At 72.3% G+C, this 17,661-nt stretch carries 13 protein-coding genes; 4 read left to right on the top strand and 9 right to left on the bottom strand.

All coding sequences use genetic code 11. The annotated features are described in order from the left end of the window. Positions 1 to 108: 108 nt before the first annotated feature. Positions 109 to 1,680 carry an APC family permease gene (locus ACFVGY_RS26450; protein ID WP_385681440.1) on the bottom strand — a complete coding sequence of 524 codons (1,572 nt, stop codon included), beginning with the start codon at positions 1,678 to 1,680 and terminating at the stop codon, positions 109 to 111. 311 nt (positions 1,681 to 1,991) lie between these two features. Between ACFVGY_RS26450 and ACFVGY_RS26445 the strand changes: the two genes are divergently transcribed. Continuing rightward, positions 1,992 to 2,720 (top strand): hypothetical protein, encoded by a 729-nt coding sequence (locus ACFVGY_RS26445; RefSeq protein ID WP_385681438.1) that lies wholly within the window; start codon positions 1,992 to 1,994, stop codon positions 2,718 to 2,720. Between the two features lie 165 nt (positions 2,721 to 2,885). On the opposite strand, the gene ACFVGY_RS26440 is transcribed toward ACFVGY_RS26445, so the two are convergent. The 6 genes from ACFVGY_RS26440 to ACFVGY_RS26415 form a co-directional block, all read right to left on the bottom strand. Next, the gene (locus ACFVGY_RS26440; RefSeq protein ID WP_385681436.1) at positions 2,886 to 4,388 is read right to left on the bottom strand and encodes an aldehyde dehydrogenase family protein; all 1,503 of its coding nucleotides are present in this window, start codon (positions 4,386 to 4,388) and stop codon (positions 2,886 to 2,888) included. Further along, positions 4,385 to 6,124, bottom strand: a complete 1,740-nt coding sequence (locus ACFVGY_RS26435; RefSeq protein WP_385681434.1) for an amidohydrolase family protein — start codon at positions 6,122 to 6,124, stop codon at positions 4,385 to 4,387. The genes ACFVGY_RS26440 and ACFVGY_RS26435 overlap by 4 nt, the downstream gene beginning before the upstream one ends. Positions 6,125 to 6,260: 136 nt before the next feature. Beyond that, a complete protein-coding gene (locus ACFVGY_RS26430) occupies positions 6,261 to 7,394 on the bottom strand; it encodes an LLM class flavin-dependent oxidoreductase (protein ID WP_385681432.1) in 1,134 nt (377 codons plus the stop codon). Positions 7,395 to 7,500: 106 nt separating this feature from the next. Beyond that, positions 7,501 to 8,313 (bottom strand): SDR family NAD(P)-dependent oxidoreductase, encoded by an 813-nt coding sequence (locus tag ACFVGY_RS26425; protein ID WP_385681430.1) that lies wholly within the window; start codon positions 8,311 to 8,313, stop codon positions 7,501 to 7,503. A gap of 41 nt (positions 8,314 to 8,354) precedes the next feature. Then, positions 8,355 to 9,263, bottom strand: coding sequence for an LLM class F420-dependent oxidoreductase (locus ACFVGY_RS26420; protein WP_385681428.1), 909 nt, complete (start codon positions 9,261 to 9,263; stop codon positions 8,355 to 8,357). Positions 9,264 to 9,401: 138 nt separating this feature from the next. Further along, positions 9,402 to 10,223, bottom strand: coding sequence for a L,D-transpeptidase family protein (locus ACFVGY_RS26415; protein WP_385681426.1), 822 nt, complete (start codon positions 10,221 to 10,223; stop codon positions 9,402 to 9,404). Between the two features lie 742 nt (positions 10,224 to 10,965). Between ACFVGY_RS26415 and ACFVGY_RS26410 the strand changes: the two genes are divergently transcribed. Beyond that, positions 10,966 to 11,406, top strand: a complete 441-nt coding sequence (locus ACFVGY_RS26410; RefSeq protein WP_385681424.1) for an NUDIX hydrolase — start codon at positions 10,966 to 10,968, stop codon at positions 11,404 to 11,406. A 19-nt stretch (positions 11,407 to 11,425) separates the two neighbouring features. Here ACFVGY_RS26410 and ACFVGY_RS26405 read toward each other — a convergent pair whose 3' ends face one another. Both ACFVGY_RS26405 and ACFVGY_RS26400 read right to left on the bottom strand, forming a co-directional pair. Beyond that, positions 11,426 to 12,289: a trypsin-like serine peptidase gene (locus tag ACFVGY_RS26405; protein ID WP_385681422.1), complete on the bottom strand. Its 864-nt coding sequence runs from the start codon at positions 12,287 to 12,289 to the stop codon at positions 11,426 to 11,428. Between the two features lie 137 nt (positions 12,290 to 12,426). Beyond that, a complete protein-coding gene (locus ACFVGY_RS26400; RefSeq protein WP_385681420.1) occupies positions 12,427 to 13,647 on the bottom strand; it encodes an amidohydrolase family protein in 1,221 nt (406 codons plus the stop codon). 132 nt (positions 13,648 to 13,779) lie between these two features. Between ACFVGY_RS26400 and ACFVGY_RS26395 the strand changes: the two genes are divergently transcribed. Together ACFVGY_RS26395 and ACFVGY_RS26390 are read left to right on the top strand one after the other, a co-directional pair. Next, the gene (locus ACFVGY_RS26395; protein ID WP_385681418.1) at positions 13,780 to 16,857 is read left to right on the top strand and encodes a BTAD domain-containing putative transcriptional regulator; all 3,078 of its coding nucleotides are present in this window, start codon (positions 13,780 to 13,782) and stop codon (positions 16,855 to 16,857) included. A gap of 188 nt (positions 16,858 to 17,045) precedes the next feature. Beyond that, positions 17,046 to 17,273 carry a hypothetical protein gene (locus ACFVGY_RS26390; protein WP_385681416.1) on the top strand — a complete coding sequence of 76 codons (228 nt, stop codon included), beginning with the start codon at positions 17,046 to 17,048 and terminating at the stop codon, positions 17,271 to 17,273. The last annotated feature ends 388 nt before the right edge of the window (positions 17,274 to 17,661 follow it).

The following is a 17,661-nucleotide window of genomic DNA, read 5'->3' as shown; positions in this document are numbered from 1 at the left end:
GACGTTCGTTCCGCGCACCGGTGCAACTCGTGCACCGGTGCGACTCAGGCACCGATGCGACTCAGGCACCGCTACGACTCAGGCACCGCTACGACGCCCCCCTCGGGCTCAGTCCTCGACCACCAGCGACGGCGTCGACTTCGTCAGGACCTCACCCCGGAAGAAGGCGGGGCTGCGGCGTTCGGTCACCGCCATGACGATCAGGCCGAGGGCGAGCAGGCCGACACCGATGACGAAGACGCTGCCGACGCCGAGGACGGTGGAGCCGGAGCCGTACGCCGGGTCCCACATGTCGATCAGGGTCTTGAAGAAGACGGCGGCCAGCAGCAGTCCGCCCAGGACCGGGAAGACGCCCTTGAGGAACAGGTCGCGGGTGCTGCGGCGCAGCTCGCCGCGGAAGTACCAGGCGCAGGCGAAGGCGGTCAGGGCGTAGTAGAAGCAGATCATCAGGCCGAGCGCGAAGATCGTGTCGGTGAGGACGTTCTCGCTGACCAGGGTCATGACGGTGTAGAACGCACCGGTCGCGACGCCCGCCATGACGGTGGCGCGGCCGGGGGTCTTGAAGCGCGGGTGGACCTTGGCGTACGCGGGCGGCAGGGCCTCGTACGTGGACATGGCGAGGACGGTGCGGGCGACCGGGATGAAGGTGGTCTGCAGGGAGGCGGCGGCCGAGGCGAGGACGGCGACGAAGAGCAGGACGCCGAGGACGGGGCCCATGACGGGGCCGGCGAGGGCCGCGAAGACGTTGCCGGAGGTGTCGGGGTTGCCGAGGCCGAGGCCGGTGGAGCCGGATCCGACGGCCATCTGGGCGGCGATGCCGGTGGCCAGGTAGGAGCCGACGAGGACGACCATGGCGATGAGCGAGGCGCGGCCGGGGGTCTTGGTGGAGCCGGTGGTCTCCTCGTTGGTGGCCAGGCAGGCGTCCCAGCCCCAGTACATGAAGATCGAGAGGGAGATCCCGGCGGTGAAGGCGGCCATGGACTCGACCGCGAAGGGGTTCATCCACTGCCAGGAGAAGTCCAGGCCGGTGTCGAAGGCGCCGGCGGAACCTGCATCACCCGTGGTGGCCTTCTGGAAGGCCATGACGACGAACACGGCGAGGACGGCGAGCTGGAGGCCGACCAGGGCGTACTGGACGCCCTTCGTGGCGGTCATGCCGCGGTAGCTGATGGCGGTCGCGACGGCGACGAGGGTGAGGCAGGTCGCGATGTGGACGAGCTTGTTGTCGTCGAGGGCGGCGACCGATTCGCTGCCGGTGATCTCGCCGGCCAGTAGCCAGAAGTAGGAGGTGGCGACACCGGCGAGGTTGGAGAGCACGATGATCGTGGCGATCACCAGGCCCCAGCCGCACATCCAGCCGATCCGCGGGCCGAAGGCCTTCACGGTCCAGGTGAAGGAGGTGCCGCAGTCGGGCATGGCCTTGTTGAGCTCGCGGTAGGCGAAGGCCACCAAGAGCATCGGTAGGAAGCCGGCCAGGAAGACGGCGGGCATCTGGACGCCGACCTCGCCGGCTGTGGAGCCGAGGGTCGAGGTCAGGCAGTAGACGGGGGCGACGGTGGAGATGCCGATGACGGCACTGCCCACCAGTCCCACGGACCCCTTGCCGAGGCCCTTGCCGCGTACGTCGGCGACGTCGCGTGCCGTGTCTTCGGCTCCGGGCCGAACGTCCAGCTGAGTCATGCCACAGGACGGTAGATCCTGCGGTTTCCATATCCGGAGGTTTTTGTTCCGGATCTCAGGACGGTGATTCCCCTTGGAATCCAGCATCCTGGGCCGTTCACGAATCGGCAATGAAAGGTTCACATGCCGGTGTTACCCCCGGTTCAGAGGAGCCTGGAAGCGGGTTCCGGTATACGGAAACCGCAGCTGTGCCCGTTTTGCCCGTTCCAAAACTTTCCCGTGCCAGTTTTCGGCCACGACGTTTGGCGCGGACATGTCGGCCCACCTAGGCTCCCGACGATCAAGGTCATCGACACGGGGGACACACGGTCATGAGCTCCAAGACAGTCGCAAAGACGACTACCACGCCCACCAGGACAACCACCAGGACGGCCACCAGGACGGTCACCGCCACTGCCACGGCCTTCGCCGCACTCCTCACCCTCACCGCCTGTGGAGGTGGCGACGACGCCGCCGTGGGCTCCGGCATCGCCGCGATCGGCGGCCTCGAAGGCGGAAGCGGAAGCGGAAGCGGGAACGGAAGCAGCGGCGACGGCGGGTCCGCGAAGAAGGGCAACGGCCTGGGCTTCAAGGGGCTGGCCAAGGCCGGCTCGATGGCGGAGGCCGCCCGCATCATCAACGGCTACACCAAGTGCGACCGGATCAGCTCCACCAAGAGCGACTCGTCGAGCTCCAGCAGCGACGCGGACGCCAAGTACGACGCCAAGACGTACTCCGTCACCGAGCGCGGCTACTGCGGACGCCGCAACGTCACCGCCATCTTCATGATCAAGGACCCCAAGGTCTTCCAGGCGGCCATCAAGGCCGAGGTCGAGAAGGACCACGCCAACGGCAAACCCGGCAACACCAACAGCGGCCCTATCGTCGGCCAGGACTTCGCCACGGGATCCGAAAGCTCGGACGCGATGAGCGCCCTCCTCGCCCCCGGGAGCGGAATGCTGGTACTCAACTGCCACCCCGGCTTCAACCCGCCGAGCGGATTCCGCAAGGAGCCGTCCCTGGTGAAGGGCTGCGTCCTCACCGACTACTACAAGGACTGACGGGGGACGACGAGGGCTGACGGAGGACGACGAGGACTGACGGAGGACGACCGACGGGGCGGGCCGACCACGGCCGGCCCCGCCCCGGCGCCCACCCGGCACGCCCGGCGCCCACCCGGCACGCCCGGCACCCACCCGGAGCCGCCCCCAGCCCCCTCAGCCCCCTCAGCCCGCCCAGACGATCGACTGCACCTCGCTGTACGCGTGCAGCGCGTACGAGCCCACGTCACGGCCGACCCCCGACCGCTTGAAGCCGCCGAACGGCGCCTCCATGTTCCGGCCGATGGTGTTGACCCCGACCCCGCCCGCCCGCAGCCGGCGCGCCACCCGGAACGCGCGCGCCGCGTCCCCGGACCACACGTAGCTCAGCAGCCCGTAGTCGCTGTCGTTGGCCAGGGCGACGGCCTCGTCCTCCCCGCCCTCGAACGGCACGACCACCACCACCGGCCCGAAGATCTCCTCCCGGACCACCCTCATGTCGCTCGTGCAGTCCACCAGCAGCGTGGGCGCGACGTAGAACCCGCGCCCCCGGGCACGACCCCCGCCACCGCCCACCACCGGCCGCGCCCCGCCGTACGCCAGGCGCGCGCCCTCCTTCCGCCCCAGCTCGACGTACGCCTCCACCCGGTCCCGGTGCGCCGCCGAGATCACCGGCCCGACGACCGTGCCCTTCGCCGCCGGGTCGCCGACCTTCATGTAGCCCAGGTAAGCGGTCAGCTTCTCGACCAGCTGCGCGTACACGGCCCGGTGCACGATCACCCGGGTCGGGGCGGTGCAGATCTGGCCGCTGTAGAAGGAGAAGGTGGTGCCGATCCCGGCCACCGCCGCGTCCAGGTCCGCGTCCTCGAACACGACCGCCGCGCCCTTGCCGCCCAGCTCCATCAGCTGCCGCTTCATGGAACGGCCGCAGACCTCCGCGATGCGCTGCCCGACGGCCGTGGAGCCGGTGAAGGACACCATGTCCACCTGCGGGGAGGCGACCGCCGCCTCGCCGACCTCCACCGCCTGCCCGCCGACGACGTTGACCACGCCCCGCGGCACCCCGGCCTCCACCAGCGCTTCGGCCATCCGGAACACCGACAGCGGATCCTGCGGGGCCGGCTTGACCACCACCGTGTTGCCCATGGCCAGGGCCGGGGCCACCTTGCCCGCCGGGTTCGCCCACGGGTTGTTGTACGAGGTGATGCAGGTGACCACGCCGACCGGCTGGCGCACCTCCAGCGCCCCCAGCACGGCCGCCCGCCCCATCGGTCCGGCCTCGGTGACCTGCGGCGGGAGCCCCCGCTCGACCGGTTCCAGGGCGCCCTTCGCGTACCGCCGGAAGCGGGCCACCCCCACGCCGACCTGCATGCCCCGCGCGATGCCCGTCGGGGCGCCCGTCTCCGCCCGGGCCAGCTCGGCCCACGGCTCGAACTCCCGCTGGACGATGTCCGCGGCCCGGTCCAGGATCGCCGCCCGCTGCTCCGGGCGCGTCCGCGACCAGCCCTCGAAGGCCTCGGCCGCCGCCGCGGCCGCCTCCAGTACCTGCCCGGGCGAGGCCTCCGGTGCGAGGCCCACGACCGACTCGTCCGCCGGGTTGACCACCTCGTAGTGGCCGCCCGCCGGCTCCACCCACTCGCCGCCGATGAACAGACGCTGCCCGTGCCGGCCCTGCCCTCCGCCGCTCACCTGGTGCTCACCGTCCTCGTGTCCCGGCCCGACCGGAGCACCGTCCCCGGGACCGCACCCGTCACCCGGTCGTCCCGGACCGTCTCGACCCCGTTGACCCGCACCGACACGATCCCGACCGCCCGCGCGTCCAGCCGCGGGCTGTCGCCCGGCAGGTCGTGGACCAGGGTCGCCGGTCCGGCCTCGATCCGCTCCGGGTCGAACAGCACCAGGTCCGCGTACCAGCCTTCGGCGATCCGGCCGCGCTCGCGCAGCCCGAACAGCCGCGCCGGGTCGTCGGTCAGCATCCGTACCGCCTGCTCCAGCGGCAGCAGCTCGCGGCCGCGCAGGCAGTCACCGAGGAACCGGGTCGTGTACGGGGCCCCGCACATCCGGTCCAGGTGCGCGCCCGCGTCCGAACCGCCCAGCAGGACGTCCTCGTGCTGCCAGGTCTCGGCGCGCAGCGCCCAGCTCGCCGGGTCGTTGTCGGTCGGCATCGGCCACAGCACCGTGCGCAGGTCGTCGTTGGCGCAGATCTCCACCAGGCACTGGAAGGGGTCCTGGCCGCGTTCGGCCGCGATGTCGCGGACGACGCGGCCGGTGAGCCCCTCGTTCTCCTTGCCGTACGTGTCCCCGATGACGTACCGCCCGAAGTCGGCCAGGCGCCGGAACACCCCGGCCTCCTTGCTGTCGGCGCGGCGCAGCAGCTCCGCCCGCACGCCGGGGTCGCGCAGCCGCGCGATCCGCTCGGGCACGGGCAGACCGAGGACCTCGCCCCAGCCGGGGATCAGGTTGAGCGCGCAGAAGCTGCCGAGGGACATGTTCATGGGGGTGAGGATCGGCATCGTCAGCGCGACGATGCGGCCGCCTGCCTTGCGGGCGCGCTCGCTGGGGACCAACTGGCGCGGCACGCGTTCGGGGACGGCGGAGTCGATGGTGAGCACGTTCCAGTTGAGCGGGCGGCCGGCGGCGGCGCTCATCTCGACGAGCAGGTCGATCTCGGGGTCGGAGAACTGGTCGAGGCAGCCGGCGACGATGGCCTCCAGCTGGGTGCCCTCGTGTTCGCCGACGGCCCGGGACAGGGCGATGAGCTCGGCGGGCTCGGCGTGCCGGGAGGCGACGGGCGCGCCGTCCCCGTCGGAGTGGGTGGCGGACTGGGTGGTGGACAGGCCCCAGGCCCCGGCGTCCATGGCCTCGTGGAGGAGGGCGACCATCTGCTCCAGCTGGGCGGGGGTGGGCCGGCCGCCGATGGCGTCCTCGCCCATGACGTGGCGGCGCAGCGCGCAGTGGCCGACCATGAAGCCCGCGTTGACGGCGATCCGCCCTTCCAGGGCGTCGAGGTACTCGCCGAAGGAGGACCAGGTCCAGTCGACGCCCTCCTCCAGGGCGGCGAGGGCCATGCCCTCGACCTTGCTCATCATCCGGCGCGTGTAGTCGGCGTCCTCGGGGCGGGCCGGGTTGAGCGGGGCGAGCGTGAAACCGCAGTTGCCGCCGGCGACGGTGGTCACGCCGTGGTTCATGGAGGGGGTGGCGTACGGGTCCCAGAACAGCTGGGCGTCGTAGTGGGTGTGCGGGTCGACGAAGCCGGGGCAGAGGACGAGGCCGGTGGCGTCCTCGCTGGTGCGGGCCTCTTCGGTGACGGTGCCGGGGGCGCCGATGACGGCGATGCGGCCGTCGCGTATGCCGACGTCGGCGGTGTACCGGGGGGATCCGGTGCCGTCGACGACGGTGGCTCCCCTGATCAGGTGGTCGAGCATGGCGGTGACGTCCCTTCTCCTCTTCCGTGGCCGGCCGGGGCCGGGGCAGGCCGCTGCCCCCGCCCCGGCCGGTTCCGCGGGGCCGGGGCCCCCGGGACGGCGGTCCGGGAAACCGCCGTCCCCGCTGCACCGCCGGTCAGGCGCCCGCGTCGGCGCCCTGGCGGAACCGGGTGGTGCGGTGCACCGGGTCGGTGTCGATCTCCGGGATCACGTGCTCGCCGATCAGCTTGATCGTGGTCATCGTGTCCTCGTACGAGACCCCGGTCGGCAGGCCGAACGAGAGCTGGTCGGCGCCCGCCTGCTCCCAGCGCTTGCACTGGGCGAGCACCTCGGACGGGTCCCCGCAGATCAGCAGCTCCTCGGCGATGAGGAGCTCGATGATCTCCGCGTTGTACTCGGGCAGGATCTCGGGCCAGTGCGGGATCGCCTCGGGCCGCGGGAAGGTGTCGTGGTAGCGGAAGACCAGCGACTGGAAACGGTTCATGTTCGCGTTGACGGCGATCTCGACCGCCTTGTCGTGGGTCTCGGCACAGATCGCCGTGGAGGTGACCATCACGTTGTCGTTGACGAAGGCGCCGATGGCCTTCGCCTCCTGGATCGCCGTCTTGTACTGCTCCAGCACCCACTCCATGTCGGAGACCTTCTGGACGCTGAACCCGAGGACGCCGAGGCCCTTCTTCGCCGCCATCGCGTACGAGGACGGGGACCCGGCGGCGTACCACATGGCCGGGTGCGCCTTGCCGTACGGCTTGGGGAAGACCTTGCGCGGGGGCAGCGACCAGTGCTTGCCCTGGAACCCCTCGTATTCCTCCTGGAGGAACATCTTGGGGAACTCCGCGATGGTCTCCTCCCATATCTCCTTGGTGTGGTTCATGTCCGTGACACCGGGCAGGAAGCCGAGGATCTCGTGACTGCCGGCACCACGGCCGGTGCCGAACTCGAAGCGGCCCTTGGAGAGGTGGTCGAGCATGGCGACCTTCTCAGCCACCTTCACCGGGTGGTTGACGGGCGCCAGGGGGTTGAAGATGCCGGAGCCGAGGTGGATGCGCTCGGTGGCGTGGGCGAGGTAGGCGAGGAAGACCTCGTTCGCCGACAGGTGCGAGTACTCCTCCAGGAAGTGGTGCTCGGAGGCCCAGGCGTACTTGAAGCCGGACTTGTCGGCCTGGATGACGTACTCGGTCTCCTCGATCAGCGCCTTGTGCTCCGCCTCGGGGTCGACCTTGGACCGCGCCTCAGGCACGTATCCCTGCACGAAGAGCCCGAATTCCAAGGGGGTTCACCGTCCTCGGTCTAATTTCTGACGCATCGTCAGATTGACTGGACCGACTGTTCCACCGCGGAGGCGGGAGCGTCAATACCTGACGAGCAGTCAGGTATCAGGGGAGCACGCTCACGCCCGCCGTCCAACCGCCGTCGATGACGAACGGCTGCCCGGTGATGTACGACGAGTCCTCGCTCGTCAGGAACAGCGCCAGTCGCGCGACCTCCTCCGGCCGCCCCACCCGCCCCAGCGGCACCAGGCGCCGGTACAGCTCCCCCATGGCCTCCCGCGCCTCCTCGCTCATGCCCGCCGGGTCCAGCAGAGCCGGATGGGCCATCGGGGTGTCCACGGCCCCCGGACACATCGCGTTGACCCGGATGCCCTTCGCCGCCAGCTCCAGCGCCGCCACCCGGGTCAGCCCGACGATCGCCGCCTTGGTCGCCGCGTACGCACCCACGTACGCCATGCCCGTCAGGCCCGTACACGAGGAGGTGTTCACGATCGTCCCCCCGCCGGCCGCCCCGATCTCGGGAGCCAGCGCCTTGATCCCGAGGAAGGCGCCGACCTGGTTGACCTGCACCAGCTCCTGGAACTCCGCCAGCGGGGTCGCGGCCAGCTCGTTGAAGCGCAGGATGCCCGCGTTGTTGACCAGGCCGTCGACGTGGCCGAAGGCCTCCTTTGCGGCCGCCACCGCGGCGGCCCAGTCCTCCTCCCGGCTCACGTCCAGCCGGACGTACCGGGCCCGACCCCCGCCGATCTCCTCGCCGATCTCCTTGGCCACGGCCGCGCCCCGCTCGTCCAGCACGTCACCGAGGAGCACCCTGGCCCCCTCGGCGGCGAACAACCGGGCCTCCTGCTCGCCCTGGCCGCGGGCGGCGCCGGTGACGAGGATGACGCGGCCGTGGAGCTTGCCGCTGGCTATACCCATATCCGTGCTCCTGATCGCGGGGCGGTACTGGGGGGAGGCCGCTAGTCGTCGAGGAGGGGCGCCACCTCGGCGCCGAACGCGGTGACCTGGTCGATCAGTTCGCCGCGGTCGCGGCTGCGGAAGCGGACCTGGATCTGGTCGACGCCCAGCGCCCGGTACGCGCGCAGCGACTCGGCGACCACCTCCGGCTTGCCGGTCAGGGTGCGGCGGCCGGTGTCCCAGGCGGGCTCGCCCACGTACAGCGCCTCGGTGATCGCACCGAACTCGAACGGCTCGGCCACCCCGGCCTCCTCCCGGAGTTCCCTGATCCGGGCGATCTGCGCGGGCAGCCGGTCCCGCGGATCGCCCTGCGGCAGCCAGCCGTCACCACGGACGGCCGCCCGCCGCACTGCGGCGGGTGAGGAGCCGCCGACCCAGACGGGGATCCGCTCCTGGGCCGGACGGGGCAGCTGGCCGAGGTCCCGGAAGGAGAACCGCTCGCCCTCGAACGCCGGGAACTCCTCGGGCCCGAGGGCCGCCCGCAGGGCGTCCAGCGTCTCGTCGAGCAGGGCGCCGCGCCCGGCGAAGTCGACGCCGAGGATCTCGAACTCCTCCTGGACGTGGCCCGCACCGACGCCGAGGATCAGCCGGCCGCCCGAGAGGTGGTCGACGGTGGCGTACTGCTTGGCGCTGAGCAGCGGGTGCCGCAGGCCCAGGATCGCGACGTGGCTCAGCAGCCGTACGCGCTCGGTCACCCCGGCGAGGTAGGCGAGGGTCGCCACCGGGTCGTACCAGATGGTGCTCATGGGACCGGCGAGGCGGCGCGGTATGGCCACGTGGTCGCAGGTGGCGACGTACCCGAACCCGGCCCGGTCGGCGGCCCGGGCGACCTCGGCGAGGTCGGCGGGACCGGCCGAGGCCTCCCAGGCCTCGGCGTACAGGGTGCTCTGCGACTGGATCGGGAGCTGCATCCCGTACACCAGCCGGCCTTCCGGAAACACGCGCGCCATACGTCCCCGCCCCACCCTCGTCTTCCGACTCGGCCCGGCTCGGTCCGGACGCCGGGGCCATCGTCCTATCTGACGATCCGTCAAACAATAGGGGTGGGGTCAGAAACCGTGCGGGCCCATGACGATGACCGGCTTCGCCGCCGGGTCGAGCGTCTCCAGCACCCTCTCCATCGCCTCCTTCGAGATCCCGACACAGCCCTGCGAGGGGCCGTCGTGGTCCACGTGCAGCCAGATGTTGCCGCCCTTGCGCGCACCTTCCGGCTTCGTCGGGTCCAGCGGCGACACACCCCGCTTGCGGTTGAAGTCGATCGCGACCACATAGTCGAAGGAGCCCTCCAGGGACTCCCCTTCCACACCGTGGCCGGAAGCCGTGAACGCCCGGCTCCGGTCGTACGGCAGCCGCGTCCCCGGCGGCTTCGGCAACAGGCCCCCGGCGTCACTCAGCGAGAACACCCCAACGGGGGACGTGAGATCCCCGTACCTGCGCTCCGTGGACCACCCCCGGGCACCATTGCGAGCGGGCCAGCTCTCGGCCAGGACCCAGTCGGCGCCGACCGTCGGCCGGGTGTAGAGGGCGGCGGTGGCGTACGAGGAGTTCCTCGCCCTGCCCGTGACCAGGACGAGCTGCAGGGACTCCGCCGGGATCCGCGCCCTGGTCCGCTCGCTGATGCCGGGCAGCCCCTGGCCGTTCCCCCTGCTCTCGCGGGCGACACGGCCGTCGGCCGCGGCGGCAACCGCCGCAGGGCGGTCGTCGGTGGCGCTGTGGGCACGCGCCTCGGCGTTGCCGGGCGCGTCCTGGACGGCATGGAACCAGGCCGCCGTGCAGGCCAGCAGGCCGACGGCCGCAACGGCGCCGACCCCGGCCCCGGCACGCGCGGCCGTACGGGGCCGGGGGAAGCCGAATCGGGCGAACTTGCTCATTCCCCCGACCGTACACAGCAAAGGCCCCTCACGACGGGGACGTCAACCTCCCGGGGGGTGTCGGGGTGCCGGGGGTGACGGCGGGGGTGGTTTCCACGGACGGAAGCCGAATACATGAGCGAGAGGGGACCGCCGAACGGCGCGGAGGTATACACACAACCAGCGCCCCGGACGGCCGTCAGACGCCGAGACGCGAGGAGCGCGTAGCGATCTGGGGCGCCTGACCGGCCCCGATGGGCTCTGGGTCAACATTTCGCACAGGTGGGAGGCCTCCCGAACCGGCATCGATATCGGCCTTGAGGACCTGTTTCCACGCCCGCACCCCCGGCGCCGGGCGGCAGTGGAGGCAGCGAAGGCCGCGGAGGCCCTGTAGGCCCTTGGGGCCCGGGGCTGTTGCGAGGCGGAGCCGTGGACCCTGCATCTCTGACGGGACCCGCCCTTGAACTGTCCCCCTGGCCATCCTTCGGGGGCTTCCCGGCAGCTCTTTGGCGTTCCTGGGCGGGTCGGCCGGTCAAGGGTGGACGCAGGCCATCGCGCAGCGACGCGACGACGAAGGAGGAGCGCCCTTGACGGGCCCGCCCCGGAAGGACGATGGGCTGCCGGGAAACCCCCGGACACCCCCCGACCTCGGTGGGCCACCATGCTGCTCACCGGGTCCGGCCGACGGTCCTGCGACGCCGTCGTCGCCGCGCATCCAGGTCGCCCCCCTTGCCCCAGACGCACGGCGACGTACGCTCAAGCGATGAGAACTCCCAGGTACGCAGCGCGCATTGTGGTTCTGGATCCCGGCGGGTCGGTTTTCCTGTTCCGGGAGGACAACGTCGAGGTCGGCATTCACTGGCTGCCGCCGGGCGGCGGGATCGATCCCGGGGAGACACCCGAGGAGTGCGTGCGGCGGGAGCTGCGGGAGGAGACCGGCTGGACCGACCTCCTGCCGCAGCGGCTGCTGTGCACGTGGGAGCACGACTTCACTCACGAGGGTGTGCCCGTGCGCCAGCACGAGCACATCTACGTCACCACCGGACCGCGCCGCGATCCCGTGCCGGAGCATCCCGACGCCCACTGGCGGTGGTTGTCCCCGGATGCGCTGGCCGGGCTCGGGGAGCCCTCATGGCCGCCGCGGCTGGCGAAGTTGCTGGCCAAGGAGTTCGACGAGCCCGTCCACCTAGGCCTCACGACCTGACACCCCTCAGCGCCTCACCTCAGCGCCTCAACCCCGCCGCCCCCGCCGCCCCCGAGGCCCCCGAGGCCCCCGCAGCCCGGGCGTACAGCGTGGCCGCGTAGTCGCCGAGGATGGTGCTGGTCGAGACGTCGTCGGTGTCGCCGCCGGTCAGGATGCCGATGATCTTGCCGTCGCGGGCGAGCCAGGCGCTGCCGCTCGTGCCGCCCGGGAAGTCCGCGCAGTCGAACCGCTGCTGGGTCGGGGTCTCGCGGACCGCCGTGGCCGTGCAGGTGCGCGGGACCTTGCGGTCGGCGGGGTAGCCGGTGACGGTGACCTCCTCGCCGCCCCGGCCCGTGGTGTCCAGGGGGGCGGCGCCGGTGACGTCCTCGATGTTGCGGCCCGAGGCGTCCGGGGCGAGGCGGGCGAAGGCGAGGTCGTAGTCGTCGTCGGAGTCGTCGGACCAGCGGCTGTCCTCGAAGACCTCCTCGATCTTCCAGGAGCCGTACGGGGCCGCTCCGTTGGCGTACGCGGGTGCGAAGACGGCGCCGCGGTCGGCGGCCTTACCGGAGAGCAGGCAGTGCCCGGCGGTGACGATGAGGTTCTTGCCGGGGCTGCGCACGACGGTCGCCGTGCAGAAGTGATCACCCTGCACGTCACCCTCGAACAGGGCTCCGGTGAAGGCGGCCGGGGTGCCCGGCTTGGGCGTTCCGGAGGTAGTGAGCTGAGGCTGCTTGGGCGATTGCGTTCGCGAACTAACGCTTGGCGAGGGCTGGGCCGGGGCCGCCGCCTTGACGCGGGTCTCCGGTCGGCTCGCCGGATCCGGCACCACCTTAGTCATGGCGGCGGACGCGCCGATCGCCGCTATCGTGCACAACACCCCGGTCACCACGGTCCGCTTGTCCATCACTGCCGCCCCTTCAGCTTTGCTCTGGCGAAGCATGCCTTGGCGGCCCGTTCGCCGCAAGGGGACCGCCGCCGCCCCGGCGCACCCGAGCCGCCCCGGCGCTGCGCCCGAGCCGCCGCACCCGAGCCGCCCCGGCGCTACGCGCCCGCCCAGAGGCCCTCCGGGGTCAGGCCGAGCAGTTCGATGGCGTTGCCGCGGACGATGCGTTCGACCACGTCCGGAGCGAGGTGGCCCATCTGGGCCTCGCCGACCTCGCGGGACGTGGGCCAGGTGGAGTCGGAGTGCGGGTAGTCGGTCTCGTACAGGACGTTGGCGGCGCCGATGGCGTCGAGGTTGCGCAGGCCGAAGGCGTCGTCGAAGAAGCAGCCGTAGACGTGTTCGGCGAAGAGCTCGGAGGGCGGGCGCAGGACCTTGTCGGCGACTCCGCCCCAGCCGCGGTTCTCCTCCCAGACCACGTCGGCGCGTTCCAGGATGTACGGGATCCAGCCGATCTGGCCCTCGGCGTACATGATGCGGAGCCGGGGGAAGCGTTCGAACTTGCCGCTCATCAGCCAGTCGACCATCGAGAAGCAGCAGTTGGCGAAGGTGATGGTGGATCCGACGGCGGGCGGGGCGTCGGCGGAGGTGGAGGGCATCCGGCTGGAGGAGCCGATGTGCATGGCGATGACGGTGCCGGTCTCGTCGCAGGCCTGGAGGAAGGGGTCCCAGGCGTCGGTGTGGATCGAAGGCAGTCCCAGGTGCGGGGGTATCTCGGAGAAGGCCACGGCGCGCACGCCGCGGGCGGCGTTGCGGCGGACCTCGGCGGCGGCGAGGTCGGCGTCCCACAGCGGGACGAGCGCGAGGGGGATGAGCCGGCCGTGGGCTTCGGGGCCGCACCACTCCTCGACCATCCAGTCGTTGTAGGCGCGTACGCCGAGGAGCCCCAGCTCGCGGTCCTTGGCCTCGGTGAAGGTCTGGCCGCAGAAACGGGGGAAGGTGGGGAAGCAGAGTGCGGACTGGACGTGGTTGACGTCCATGTCGGCCAGCCGGTCCGGGACCGAGTAGGAGCCGGGGCGCATCTGTTCGTAGGTGATGACCTCCAGCCTGATCTCGTCGCGGTCGTAGCCGACGGCGGTGTCGAGGCGGGTGAGGGGGCGGTGCAGGTCCTCGTACACCCACCAGTCGCCGATCGGCCCGGGGTCGCCCACGGCTCCCATGACGGGGGCGAACTTGCCGCCGAGGAAGGTCATTTCCTTGAGGGGGGCGCGGACGATCCGGGGTCCGGTGTCGCGGTAGCGGGACGGGAGCCGGTCCCGCCAGACGTGAGGAGGTTCCACCGTGTGGTCGTCCACCGAGATGATCTTCGGGAAGGTCTCCATGGCCCTCACGGTAGCGTCAATCTGACGAACCGTCAGCTAGTTGAGGAGTGATCGGTTCGACTTGGGCTGACGGGTACGAGCAAGACAGGGCAGACTGGCCCTTACACCAACGGAAGGCAGGGGGGACGACAGGTGGACGGCATACCGGCCATCCCGGCCCAGCGGAAGCACCCAGAGGCAGCCCGGCGCGCCCCCCGGACCACCCAGGCCGCCCCCGGGCCCCAAGCCGTGCCCGCAGCCCCGACGGGCGAGCCGCCCGCGACGCCCGCCGCCGCACCCGCCACCGCCACCGCCCCTGCCCCCTCCCCCGGCTCCCGCTTCGCCGTCCTCGGGCCGATCCGCGCCTGGCGCGGCGGCGAGACCCTGCCCTCCGGCACCCCCCAGCAGCGCGCCCTGCTCGCCGTGCTGCTGCTGCGCGACGGCCGCACCGCCACCGCGCCCGAGCTGATCGACGCCATCTGGGGCGACGACCCGCCGCAGCAGGCCCTCGCCACCATCCGCACGTACGCCTCCCGCCTGCGCAAGGTCCTCGACCCCGGCACCCTGGTCACCGACGCCGGCGGCTACGCCATCCGCACCCCCACCGGCACCCTCGACCTCGGTGTCGCACGCACCCTCGCCTCCGACGCCGAGCAGGCCCGCACCGCCGGCGACCGCGCCCTCGCCCGCACCCTCCTGGCCCGTGCCCTCGACCTCTGGGACGGCGAACCCCTCGCCGGGGTCCCCGGCCCGCACGCCGAGACCGAACGCGCCCGCCTCGTCGAGTGGCGGCTGCAACTGCTGGAAACCCGCCTCGACCTCGACCTACAGGTCGGCCACCACGCCGAGGCCGTCTCCGAGCTCACCGCGCTGACCGCCGCCCATCCCCTGCGCGAGCGCCTGCGCGAACTGCTGATGCTCGCCCTGTACCGCAGCGGCCGGCAGGCCGAGGCGCTCGCCGTGTACGCCGACACCCGCCGCCTCCTCGCCGACGAACTCGGCGTCGACCCGCGGCCCGAGCTGGCCGCCCTCCAGCAGCGCATCCTGCGTGCCGACGCCGAACTCGCCTGCGCCGAAGCCCCGGCCCCGGCCGCCGCGCCCGTCCACGTCCGGCCCGCGCAACTGCCCGCCACCGTGCCCGACTTCACCGGCCGCGCCACCTTCGTGGGCGAGCTCGGCGCCATCCTGTCCGCCGCCGACGGCCAGGTCATGGCCGTCTCCGCGCTCGCCGGCATCGGCGGCGTCGGCAAGACCACCCTCGCCGTGCACGTCGCCCACGCCGCCCGCCCGCACTTCCCCGACGGCCAGCTGTACGTCGACCTCCAGGGCACCGAACCCCGCCCCGCCGAGCCCGTCGCCGTCCTCGGCTCCTTCCTGCGCGCCCTCGGCACCCCCGACACCGCCATCCCGGACACCGCCGACGAGCGGGCCGCGCTCTACCGCTCCACCCTCGACGGCCGCCGCGTCCTGGTCCTCCTCGACAACGCCCGCGACGCCGCCCAGGTCCGGCCGCTGCTGCCGGGCACCGCCGGCTGCGCCGCCCTCGTCACCAGCCGGGTCCGCATGGCGGGCCTCGCCGGGGCCCATCTCGTCGACCTCGACGTGATGAGCCCCGAGGAGGCCCTCCAGCTGTTCACCCGCATCGTCGGCGCCGAACGCGTCGCAGCGGAACGCCAGGCCGCCCTCGACGTCGTCGGCGCCTGCGGCTTCCTGCCCCTCGCCATCCGCATCGCCGCCTCCCGCCTGGCCGCCCGCCGCACCTGGACCGTCTCCGTCCTCGCCGCCAAGCTCGCCGACGAGCGCCGCCGCCTCGACGAGCTCCAGACCGGCGACCTCGCCGTCAAGGCCACCTTCGAGCTGGGCTACGGCCAGCTGGAGCCCGCCCAGCAGCGCGCCTTCCGCCTCCTCGGCCTCGCCGACGGCCCCGACATCTCGCTGGCCGCCGCGGCCGCCGTCCTGGACCGGCCCGAGCACGACACCGAAGACCTCCTGGAGGCTTTAGTCGACTGCTCCCTCCTCGAATCCGCCGCCCCCGGCCGCTACCGCTTCCACGACCTCGTACGCCTCTACGCGCGTGCCTGCGCCGAGCGCGACGAGCAGCCCGCGACGGAGCGGGACGCCGCCCTCGACCGGCTGCTCGACTTCTACCTCGCCACCGCCTCCGCCGTGTACGCCGTGGAACGGCCCGGCGACCGCCTGCCCGCCCACCTCGCGGCCACCCACCACCCCGGCCTGCGCTTCGGCGAGCCCCGCGCCGCCCTGGACTGGCTGTACGCCGAGGCCGACCCGCTGCTCGCCTGCGTCCGGCAGTCCTCCGTACGCACCACCGGGCGCGCCGACGTGCTGCGCCGGGCCGTGGACCTGCTGTGGGCAGCCAAGGACCTCGCCGAGTCCGGCGCCAACTCCAAGCAGTACGAGTCCGCCGCCACGGCCCTGCGCGACGCGGCCCGCGCCGCCAAGGACCCGCACGCCGAGGGCCGCGCCCGCACCGCACTGACCAGCGTCCACCTCGTCGCCGGTCGCTTCGCCGAGGCCGATGACGAGGCCCGGCAGGCCATGGTCCTGGCCCGCGAGGCCGGGGACCCGCTGCCCAGCTGCTGGGCGCCCAACGACCGCGGGATCATCGCCCTCTACCAGGGCCGCCACGCCGACGGCGAGCGCTACCTGCTGGAGGCCATCGAGAACTTCCGCGCCGACGCCAACCACATCGGCGAGGCCAGCGCCCTGTGCAACCTCTCCCGCATCCACGTCGAGCTGGGCCGGCTGACCAGTGCCATCGAGCTGGCCGAGCAGGGCATCGCCATATACGACCGGATGGGCCTGACCCTGCGCCTGGCCAACGGCCGGTACGCCCTCGGCATCGCCCTCACCCAGGCCGGGCGGCTCGCCGAGGCGCAGGCGCAGCTCACCGAGGCGCTGTCCCTGTTCCACGACAACCGCCAGCCCCTGTGGGAGGGCGTGACGCACTTCCGGCTGGCCGAGGCGCACCTGGCCGCGCACCGGCCGACGCTGGCCGCCGCCCACGCCGAGCAGGCCATCGCGCTGCGCGGGATCGGCGGCGAGTGGCGCCGGGCCACCGTGTTGACCGTGCTGGGCAAGGCCCTTTCGCGGCTGGGGCAGCGGGACCGGGCACGGGCGTGCTGGCAGGACGCGAAGGCCGTCTTCGAGGACCTCGGGTCGCCCGAACTGGCCGAGGTCCGCGCCCTGCTGGCCTCGGAGATCGCGGCCTGATCCCGCGGCGCCGCTCCCGCGGCGGCGGGAGTTGAACGAAGGCATTCATCGTTCGTTTATCGCCGCCCGGCACCATGGACGCATCGACTCAACCGCGTCGGGGGCGCGGGAGTCCGCTGGAGGACCGCCCGTTCGGCGGTCCGCGGGGGAATCGCCGAACGGGCCCTAGCCATCCATCAGGAGATCCGATGACGACGAACGAGAACATCCTGCCGAACGAGAGCGACATCATCCCGCTCGACAACCACGCGTCGGGGATCGAGATCAAGCCGGTCGACAACCCCGCCACGGCGGACGTCGACATCACACCGATGGACAACCACGCCTCCGGCATCGCGATCAAGCCGGTCGACAAGCCGGCTGCGGACGAGGAGATCGTCTCGCTGGACAACCACGCGTCCGGCCCGCGGCCGTAACCGAGCGGTTCTCGGTGTCCGGCCGTCCCACGGGGGATACGAGGGACGGCCGGACACCGGGGACACGGGGGAATCAAGGGGGGGTGCGCCGAGGTCCGGGGGGCCACGGCGCTACCACGGGGGATCACGAGTGGTGCGCCGCCACGGGGGAAACGGGGGGCGCACCACCACGGGGGAAGCACCACCACGGGGGAAGCAACGCAACGGGGGAGCACGACGCAGGAGCGGCGGCCGCGGTGGCCCGGAGGGGGAGCCACCGCGGCCGCCGCCCGCCGGCGCGGGCGCCGGGGCGGACGCCGGGGGCGGGGGCGGCCGGGCCCGGGGGGCCCGGCCGGGGCGAGGCTTGGGGCCCTGTTCACCACCCAGCGGCCCAGCCCGCGCCAGCGCA

Origin of the sequence: Streptomyces sp. NPDC127106 (assembly GCF_042677605.1) — a bacterium.
Taxonomy (GTDB): domain Bacteria; phylum Actinomycetota; class Actinomycetes; order Streptomycetales; family Streptomycetaceae; genus Streptomyces.
This window is presented reverse-complemented; position numbering and strand designations above follow the sequence as displayed.

Excerpts from the sequence above, each read along its gene's own strand:
- ACFVGY_RS26450 (WP_385681440.1), bottom strand. The coding sequence starts at position 1,680 with ATGACTCAGCTGGACGTTCGGCCCGGAGCCGAAGACACGGCACGCGAC.
- ACFVGY_RS26445 (WP_385681438.1), top strand. The coding sequence starts at position 1,992 with ATGAGCTCCAAGACAGTCGCAAAGACGACTACCACGCCCACCAGGACA.
- ACFVGY_RS26435 (WP_385681434.1), bottom strand. The coding sequence starts at position 6,124 with ATGCTCGACCACCTGATCAGGGGAGCCACCGTCGTCGACGGCACCGGA.
- ACFVGY_RS26425 (WP_385681430.1), bottom strand. The coding sequence starts at position 8,313 with ATGGGTATAGCCAGCGGCAAGCTCCACGGCCGCGTCATCCTCGTCACC.
- ACFVGY_RS26420 (WP_385681428.1), bottom strand. The coding sequence starts at position 9,263 with ATGCAGCTCCCGATCCAGTCGCAGAGCACCCTGTACGCCGAGGCCTGG.
- ACFVGY_RS26415 (WP_385681426.1), bottom strand. The coding sequence starts at position 10,223 with ATGAGCAAGTTCGCCCGATTCGGCTTCCCCCGGCCCCGTACGGCCGCG.
- ACFVGY_RS26410 (WP_385681424.1), top strand. The coding sequence starts at position 10,966 with ATGAGAACTCCCAGGTACGCAGCGCGCATTGTGGTTCTGGATCCCGGC.
- ACFVGY_RS26405 (WP_385681422.1), bottom strand. The coding sequence starts at position 12,289 with ATGGACAAGCGGACCGTGGTGACCGGGGTGTTGTGCACGATAGCGGCG.
- ACFVGY_RS26400 (WP_385681420.1), bottom strand. The coding sequence starts at position 13,647 with ATGGAGACCTTCCCGAAGATCATCTCGGTGGACGACCACACGGTGGAA.
- ACFVGY_RS26390 (WP_385681416.1), top strand. The coding sequence starts at position 17,046 with ATGACGACGAACGAGAACATCCTGCCGAACGAGAGCGACATCATCCCG.